This window comes from Phocaeicola sp., assembly GCF_048170425.1.
In the GTDB taxonomy this organism is placed as follows: domain Bacteria; phylum Bacteroidota; class Bacteroidia; order Bacteroidales; family Bacteroidaceae; genus Phocaeicola.
Map to the genome: position 1 here is coordinate 1 of NZ_DBEXBB010000140.1, position 8,859 is coordinate 8,859.

At 44.2% G+C, this 8,859-nt stretch carries 6 protein-coding genes; 5 read left to right on the forward strand and 1 reads right to left on the reverse strand.

The annotated features are described in order from the left end of the window. Positions 1-18 precede the first annotated feature (18 nt). From ACMJ0U_RS05495 to ACMJ0U_RS05515, 5 genes are all read left to right on the forward strand, one after another. Positions 19-696 carry a response regulator transcription factor gene (locus tag ACMJ0U_RS05495; RefSeq protein WP_417128702.1) on the forward strand — a complete coding sequence of 226 codons (678 nt, stop codon included), beginning with the start codon at positions 19-21 and terminating at the stop codon, positions 694-696. After that, complete coding sequence (locus ACMJ0U_RS05500; protein WP_417128703.1) at positions 693-1,961, forward strand: sensor histidine kinase; 1,269 nt, start codon at positions 693-695, stop codon at positions 1,959-1,961. Before ACMJ0U_RS05495 ends, ACMJ0U_RS05500 begins: the two co-directional genes overlap by 4 nt. A 107-nt stretch (positions 1,962-2,068) precedes the next feature. Continuing rightward, positions 2,069-2,506, forward strand: a complete 438-nt coding sequence (locus ACMJ0U_RS05505; protein WP_417128705.1) for a PepSY-like domain-containing protein — start codon at positions 2,069-2,071, stop codon at positions 2,504-2,506. Positions 2,507-2,893: 387 nt separating this feature from the next. Beyond that, a complete protein-coding gene (locus tag ACMJ0U_RS05510) occupies positions 2,894-4,279 on the forward strand; it encodes a sugar porter family MFS transporter (protein ID WP_417128706.1) in 1,386 nt (461 codons plus the stop codon). A gap of 119 nt (positions 4,280-4,398) precedes the next feature. Then, positions 4,399-7,794 (forward strand): DUF5107 domain-containing protein, encoded by a 3,396-nt coding sequence (locus tag ACMJ0U_RS05515; RefSeq protein WP_417128707.1) that lies wholly within the window; start codon positions 4,399-4,401, stop codon positions 7,792-7,794. On the opposite strand, the gene ACMJ0U_RS05520 is transcribed toward ACMJ0U_RS05515, so the two are convergent. Next, positions 7,763-8,644 (reverse strand): AraC family transcriptional regulator, encoded by an 882-nt coding sequence (locus tag ACMJ0U_RS05520; RefSeq protein ID WP_417128708.1) that lies wholly within the window; start codon positions 8,642-8,644, stop codon positions 7,763-7,765. The genes ACMJ0U_RS05515 and ACMJ0U_RS05520 overlap by 32 nt on opposite strands. Positions 8,645-8,859: the final 215 nt, after the last annotated feature.

Below are 8,859 nucleotides of genomic sequence, written 5' to 3' on the forward strand. Positions count from 1 at the left end.
TTTTTAAAACTATATGCCATGAAAATATTAATCGTTGAAGATGATGCAGACTTGCGGGAAATTACCACCCGTTCGTTGGAGAAAGAACGTTATATTGTGTCGCAGGCACCCGATTATAAAACGGCACTCCGTAAAATAGAAGATTACGACTACGATTGCATATTGCTGGATATAATGTTGCCAGATGGTTCCGGACTTGATTTGCTGGAAGAGTTGCATGCGTTGGGAAAACGGACTAATGTCATTATTTTGTCGGCCAAGGATTCTTTGGAGGATAAGGTGAAAGGATTGGATTTGGGAGCGGATGACTATCTTCCTAAACCTTATCATTTGGCAGAGCTTCATGCACGGTTGAAGAGTCTGTTCCGCCGTAACCAACGGGAGGGAGAGAAGAAAGTAAGCTATGGCAATGTAGAAATCATACCAGACCATTTCAAGGTAGTGGTAGGAGGAAAGGAATTGGACCTGAACCGGAAAGAATACGATATTCTGCTGTATTTTATGTTGCGTCCCGGAAGATTAGTAAATAAAACGACACTGGCTGAATCAGTATGGGGAGACCATATTGATCAGGTAGATAATTTTGACTTTATCTATGCACAAATCAAGAATCTGCGCAAACACCTGAAAGAAGCCGGTGCTACGGTTGAGTTGAAAGCTGTGTATGGTATAGGTTATAAACTGGTAGAAGAATGAAATTGTTTCATCTGGTCATGTGGCGTATGTCCGCAATTCTGGTGGTCATACTGACGTGTTGGGCAGTATTGTTTTATCTGGCCATTATGGAAGAGGTAAATGACGAAGTGGACGACTCCTTGAGCGATTATGCCGAGTCCTTAATCATTCGTTCTCTGTCGGGAGAGCAGATGCCTGATACGAGCAACGGTTCGAACAACCAGTACTTTTTGTATGAAGTAACCCCCGAATATGCAGCTTCTTATCCTAATATATCCTATCGTGATGAGATGGTGTATATTACGGAAAAGGGAGAGACAGAGCCTGCCAGAATATTAATGACCATTTTCCAGAAGGAAGACGGGGGATACATGGAGCTGGTGGTCTATACTCCTACCATTGAGAAATTTGACCTTCAGCGGGCCGTTTTAGGGTGGATTGTCTTTCTTTATGTGTTGCTGTTCCTGATGATTTTAGCGGTTAATGCCTGGATATTCCATCGCAATATGCGGCCACTTTACACTTTACTGAAATGGTTGGAAGATTATCGCTTAGGTACGAAAAAGAAGGCGCTCGATGAATCGCTTCGGATTGTAGAATTCCGGAAACTGAACGAGGCGGCTAATATATTTTCAGAACGCAGTGAGCAACTCTATGAGCAACAGAAACTATTTATCGGGAATGCTTCACACGAGATGCAGACACCGCTGGCTATTTGCCGCAACCGCCTGGAAATGCTGATGGAAGATGAAACATTGACCGAGAAACAACTCTCCGAGTTGATGAAGACCCATCGGACACTTGAAAATCTGACACGCCTGAACAAGTCACTGTTACTTCTGTGCAAGATAGAGAACCGTCAGTTTACGGACGTAAAATCTTTGTGCCTGAATGAGCTGCTTTTACAGTATCTGGATGATTACAAGGAGGTATATGCCTATCGTCATGTGCAAGTAGAAGTGCACGTAGAAGAATGTTTCCGTTTGGAAATGAGCGAGTCGCTGGCTATCGTCCTGCTGACGAATCTGCTGAAAAATGCCTTTGTACACGTGACGGAAGGTGGAGTGATTTCTCTGTCCTTTACGGATTCCTCTTTCTGTATCAGCAATACCGGAGATGCTTCATTGGATAAGAACCGTATTTTTGAACGTTTCTATAAAGAAGGAAAAGCCGAGGGTTCTACAGGACTTGGACTAGCTTTGGTTGACTCCATCTGTAAGGCTTATCATCTCACACTTTCATATACTTTTGAAGACGGGCAGCATATTTTTTCTATTGTTTCTTGATTTTTTTGTCGAAAAAGGGGAAATCTTCAGATTCTTTTCAGAATTGCATCCCATTTTTGCAGTACAAATAAATCATTAAAGTATTCATCTTATAAAAATAGAACATTATGAAAAAGTTAGTTTTTTTACTGGTGTGTGTGTTTACAGTGTCAACTGTGGCGATGGCAGATAACGAAAAACCGATTCAGGTAGGGCAGTTGCCTACTAAGGCGCAGACTTTCATCACTACTTATTTTAAGGGACATAAGGTAGCTCTGGCAAAACAGGACAGCGATTTGTTCAGCAAATCATACGATGTGATTTTCACAAACGGGGAGAAAATAGAATTTGATAAGTCAGGTGAGTGGACAGAAGTGAAATGCAAGTCTTCTGGAGTACCTGCCCAGATTATTCCTTCGGCCATCCGCACGTATGTGAAGAATAATTACCCTGACGCTTCCATCATTCAGATAGAGCGCAAACGTAATGAATACGAAGTGAAACTCTCTAACCGATGGGAAATTACCTTTGACAGCCAGATGCGCGTAATTGATATTGACGATTAAGTTGGTTATATTCTTCGGGAAACTGTAGCCCGTTCCTTCAGCAAAAAAGGAACGGGCTATGTGTTTTTTGTGGGATGAGACTGATAGATAATGGATTGGCGGTTCGCAGTACTTTCTAAGGAGGATTGCAGTACTTCTTTGAAAGTACTGTAGTACTTCCTTTGCAGTACTTCAGTACTTCCAGGGGAGTACTGGGAAAACATAGTTGCTTTTTCCTTGCAGACTGGCCTTTCGTTTCCCACTTTATCGGTAGAGTCTGTCTTTTCGTAGTTTTTTACATCTTATCCGGTAAATATTCCATTTCCTGCCCTGTTTGTTTTTTGTTATTTTGTAACCATGTCTGAGATAAATCAATAAAGGATGTCTATATAATTTAACCGTATAACCATGAAAAATCATCAATTGTTTATCTATTTTATTTGTCTGGTGTCTGCCATGGGAGGACTCCTCTTCGGGTACGACTGGGTAGTGATCGGAGGTGCCAAACCTTTCTATGAAGAATATTTCCATATTGCCGGCAATGAGGGTATGCAGGCATTGACCATGAGTATTGCTCTGTTAGGATGTCTGTTAGGAGCTACTATGGCGGGTTTCCTGGCCGACCGTTACGGGCGCAAGAAGCTCCTGGTATTATCTGCCTTTATCTTTTTTGCTTCTTCGTGGGCTACAGGAGCTGCTACGGCTATTCCTGCCTTTATCATCGCTCGTCTTGTAGGAGGTATGGCCATCGGACTGGCAGCCGACCTTTCTCCGATGTACATTGCAGAAGTGGCACCTACCCAGATTCGTGGTAAACTCGTCACATTGAACCAGCTGACCATCGTATTGGGAATTCTTGGCGCACAGATTGTAAATATGCTGATTGCAGAACCTGTGCCGGAAGGTGCCACGGCGATCGACATCCTGAACTCATGGAACGGACAGACCGGATGGCGCTGGATGTTCTGGGCCGTATGTGTTCCTTCGGGACTCTTTTTCTTGCTGGCCCTGTTTATTCCAGAAAGTCCGCGTTGGCTGGCCAGCATGAAGCAGATGGAGAAAGCAAGAAAAGTGCTGTGTTCCATAGGGGGAGCAGCGTATGCAGACAGTGAAATTGAAAATTATACCCGTGCAGGTGCAGATTCGCATGCTGAAAAAGGTGTATTGTCATTGCTCTTCTCTTCTAAAATGCGGAACGTACTGATTATCGGTATTGTGGTAGCCATGTTCCAGCAGTGGAGCGGTACCAATGTCATCTTCAATTATGCACAGGAAATCTTTCAGGCAGCAGGCTATGGCATTTCAGACGTGCTGATGAACATTGTCGTGACAGGTATTGCTAATTTAGTCTTTACGTTTGTGGCCATCTATACCGTCGACCGCCTGGGAAGAAAGACGTTGATGCTGGTCGGTTCCATCGGACTCGCAGGCATCTATACCTTGTTGGGATTAAGTTATTTCTTTGAGTTCAAAGGCTTCATCATGATTGTGTTTGTGGTATTGGCCATCGGATTCTATGCCATGTCGTTAGGTCCTGTCACCTGGGTGTTGCTTTCTGAAATATTCCCCAATAAGGTGCGTGGGGTAGCCATGGCAGTATGTACGGCTGCGTTGTGGATTGCTTCCTTCCTGCTTACCTACACATTCCCTTTCCTGAATTCCGGACTGGGCACTGGCGGTACCTTCCTGCTTTACGCTGTTATCTGTTTCTGCGGTTTCCTGTTTGTATGGCGCCGTATTCCGGAAACCAAAGGCAAGTCGCTGGAGGAACTGGAAAAAGAATTGATTAAGTAAGCACATGGAAGAATAATACATCTTTTCCGCTTTTTATTCCATTTTTCGGGTACACGGTTTTACCGAATTTTGTATCAGAAAAATAACAGAAAAACATTGAAAAAACAATCTAACTTATCATGGAAAAAATAACAGAATATTTGATTCAAAGCACGGTAAACACTTCCGAAGTAAGGGCTTGGGAAGAAATCGTGATGTTGCCTACATACGGCATTGGTAAAGAAGAAAAAAATCCGATTTTTCTTGAAAAGCGCGTGTATCAGGGAAGTTCCGGTTCGGTATATCCTTACCCGGTAATTGAAAAGATTGAAGATGAAAAGCATGACCGCCCCTGGAGAGCTTTCTTTATTGAAAACGAATACATCAAGCTGATGATTCTTCCTGAATTGGGAGGACGTATTCAGATGGCATACGATAAAGTGAAGAAGCGTCATTTCGTATATTATAACCAGGTTATTAAGCCGGCTTTGGTGGGACTGACCGGACCGTGGGTTTCAGGTGGTATCGAGTTCAACTGGCCGCAGCACCATCGCCCTAGCACATATCTTCCTACTGACTGCATGATTGAAGAATTTCCTGATGGAAGCAAGACCATCTGGTGCAGTGAGGTAGAACGTATGTTCCGTACCAAAGGTATGGCAGGCTTTACCCTCTATCCGGGAAAGGCTTACATCGAAATCAAGGCAAAAGTGTACAACCGCACTCCGTTCCCACAGACTTTCTTGTGGTGGGCTAATCCGGCGGTAGTGGTGAACAAAGACTATTATTCCGTATTCCCGCCCGATGTGAATGCCGTGTTCGACCATGGTAAACGTGCCGTATCCAGTTTCCCTATAGCCACAGGTGAATATTATAAAGTAGATTATTCTGCCGGAGTAGATATTTCACGCTACAAAAACATTCCGGTGCCGACTTCTTACATGGCCATCAACTCAAAGTTTGATTTTGTGGGGGGGTACGAAGAACATATTGAAGCCGGTTTGTTGCACGTAGCTGACCATCATGTAAATGCCGGTAAGAAACAATGGACCTGGGGTAACGGTGATTTCGGACAGGCTTGGGACCGCAACCTGACGGATGAAGACGGACCATACATTGAACTGATGACCGGTATGTACTGCGATAACCAGCCGGACTTTACCTGGTTGCAGCCTTACGAAGAAAAATCATGGGTTCAGTACTTTATGCCTTATCAGAAGGTAGGTATGGTGAAGAACGCTACTCGTGATGCATTGATTAATTTGCAGCCGATGCAAGACGGACATATGAAGGTAATTCTTTATACTACTGCGGCTCATCGTGAAGTACGTGTTATGTTGACCAATACGGTAAATGGAAAGATTTATCTGGATGCGTTGACGGCTGTTTCTCCAGAAAATTCTTATACAGAAACTGTGGTATGCGATACACAGAAGATGGAGGATTTAAAACTGACTGTGCTTGATGAAAAAGGCAAGGTGCTGGTAAGTTACCAGGCTGCCAAACCCGAAATCAGACCGATTCCGGAACCGGCTAAGGCAGCACTCGATCCGAAGAAGATTGCCAGCATGGAGCAGCTTTTCCTGACGGGTCATCATTTGGAACAGTATCGTCATGCTACTTACTTGCCGATGGACTATTATATGGAAGCCCTGAGCCGTGATGAAAGCGATATTCGTTGTAACAATGCCGTAGGGTTGCTCCTTATGCGCCGCGGACGCTTTGCGGAAGCACAGAAATATTTCGACCGTGCCATCAAGACACAAACTGAGCGTAATCCGAATCCGTACGACGGAGAACCTTACTACAATTTAGGCTGGAGCAAGAAAATGCAAGGCGACATAGACGGTGCATACGATGCCTTTTTCAAGGCTACCTGGAATGCCGCATGGCAGGACGCTGGCTACATGGGCCTGGCACAGATAGACATGATGCGTGAAGACTATGCAAATGGTCTTGACCATATTGACCGCTCCTTGTATCGCAACTGGCTGAATCACAAGGGACGTCAGCTGAAGGTTTCCTTCCTGCGCAAGACTGGTGACTTTGTGAAGGCTGAGGCACTTATCAATGACTCTTTGGCGATGGATAAGTTCAATATGGGATGCCGTTTCGAATCTTATCTGATTCATATATTGCAGGGAAATGAAGAAGCAGCCGCAACTGTAAAGGCTGAAATGAAAGCCTTGATGCGCGGTGCCGTACATAGCTATCTGGAATATGCCATCGACTATGCATCGGCAGGTATGTATGAAGAAGCTGTTCAGCTGTTGTCTTTTGTGACGGAAGAAAATGAAGCTACTTATCCGATGGTATATTATGCCTTGGGTTATTTCGCTTCCAAGATGGGCAAGAAGGATGAGGCTTTGATCCTTTACCAGAAAGCAGAAACCATGTGTCCGGACTACTGCTTCCCGAACAAGCTGGAAGAAGTGCTGATGCTGAACGATGCGATGTCGCTCAATCCGGAGGGAGCCAAGGCACCTTATTACTTGGGTAACTTTCACTATGCAGCTCGCGTCTATGATGAGGCCGTTGCTTGCTGGGAAAAATCGGCATCTATTGATGACACTTATCCTACGGTGTTGCGTAACCTGTCACTGGCTTATTACAACAAACAGCATAATCCGCAGAAAGCATTGGCTACACTGGAAAAAGCTTATAATTTGGATACTACCGATGCACGTATCCTGATGGAACTTGACCAGCTTTACAAGAAACTTCGCTATCCGCACCGCCAGCGCTTGGACTTCCTGGAAGCACACGCCGACGTGGTAGAACAGCGTGACGACTTGTGTATCGAACGCATTACACTTTATAATCAGTTGGGTGAATACCAGAAAGCATACGATTTGATTAATTCCCGTAAGTTCCATCCGTGGGAAGGTGGTGAAGGAAAAGTCACCAGTCAGTATTTGCTCTGCCGTGTAGAACTGGCTAAGATTGCCATTCGTGAAGGCCGCTTTGCCGATGCAGTCCGCTTGTTGAAGGAAACAGAAAAATATCCGGATAATTTGGGTGAAGGCAAGCTTTCCATGGCCGAAGAAAACGACATCCACTATTGGATGGGATGTGCTTACGAGGGACTCGGCGAAGAAGCATTGGCTAAGGAATACTTCACAAAAGCTACCAAGGGTTCTGCTGAACCGGCCATTGCCTTCTTCTATAACGATCAGCAGCCTGACAAGATTTTCTATCAGGGACTGGCATGGCGTAAGCTGGGCGAAGAAGACAAGGCACGCAGTCGCTTTAACCGCTTGATCAAACATGGTGAAAAGCATTTGTTTGACAAGGTGAAGATTGACTACTTCGCTGTATCACTTCCCGACCTGCTGATTTGGGATGACGACCTGAACGTACGTAACCAGATTCACTGCAACCTGGTGATGGGTATGGGTTATCTCGGACTGGGTGACAAAGAACAGGCTCGCAAGTTCCTGTCTGAAGTAGCTCGTCTGGACATGAACCACCAGGTTGGGAAGCAGCTTCTGGAGATGTGTGATTCTATCCCTTCTTTTTTATCCGATACTCTTTAGGTGACATATGCATGTATTTGGTAAATACTTTTGAGAAATAATACGGGTCATTAAAGGCAAGTTCAAAGGCAATTTCTTTTGCCTTCTTGTCGGTAAAGTCCAAGAGCTGGCATGCCTTCTGAATTTTCAGCTGATTGAAATAGTTGATGGGAGACATGCCAGATTTTTGTGTAAAGAGCGTACTCAGATAAGTCGGTGAGTAGTTTACACTTTCGGCCATGTTTTCTAGTGTCAGTTGTTTGTCCAGATTGGCCTTCATGTAGTTGATGACTTTTTGGATAGTATCTTGTGTCTTGGGCTTATTGATTTCGCGGAACTGAGGAATGTATCGGAAAGAACCGAGCAAGTACCACAGGCAGAGTGTGATATACTCTAAGTTCTCGATGCTGTATCCCATTTCAAGGTTTACTAAAATTTCATTGAACAACTGAATGCGGTCATTGAAACGGGCTGTAGGCGAATCATCGATGTAGATGGTCCGGTTGAACAGTTCGGAAAACAAGTGGCTTTGTTCGCCCGTGAAATGAATCCAGTAAATGCTCCATGGATGGCTGGTAGAAGCAGCATATACGTGCGGTGTACCAGCTTCGATGATGAAGAAATCATTCTTTTTTACCGCACATCTTCCTTTCCCGATATTGTACCAGCCTTCACCCTCGTGGCAGTAAATCAGAATGTGTTGCGGACTTCCTTCCTTACGTTCCCGGTAATGACCTTCGGCATGGGGATAGTAGCCTACATCTGTGGGGTGTAGCAGGCGTGTCATGGGGTTTTCCTTGATTCTCAAAAGATTCTCCTGAGGAATGACAATGGCTTTTTCATTGGGGAATCCGTCTTTTTTCTTTTCCATAGCATATTTATTTAGGAACAAATGTAGGCATTTATTTGGATTTTCAGGGAGAGTTTTTGAAGAGATTTCTCCTTTTAGAAATATAATGCCTGAAATCGAAAAATAGTACATCCTTTTACGAAAATAGCACATTCGGAGATGGTGGTTTATGTGTAATTTTGTCATCTGTAAAATGATTTGTAAACTCAAATTTGATAGTATGAAAGCAGCAGCAT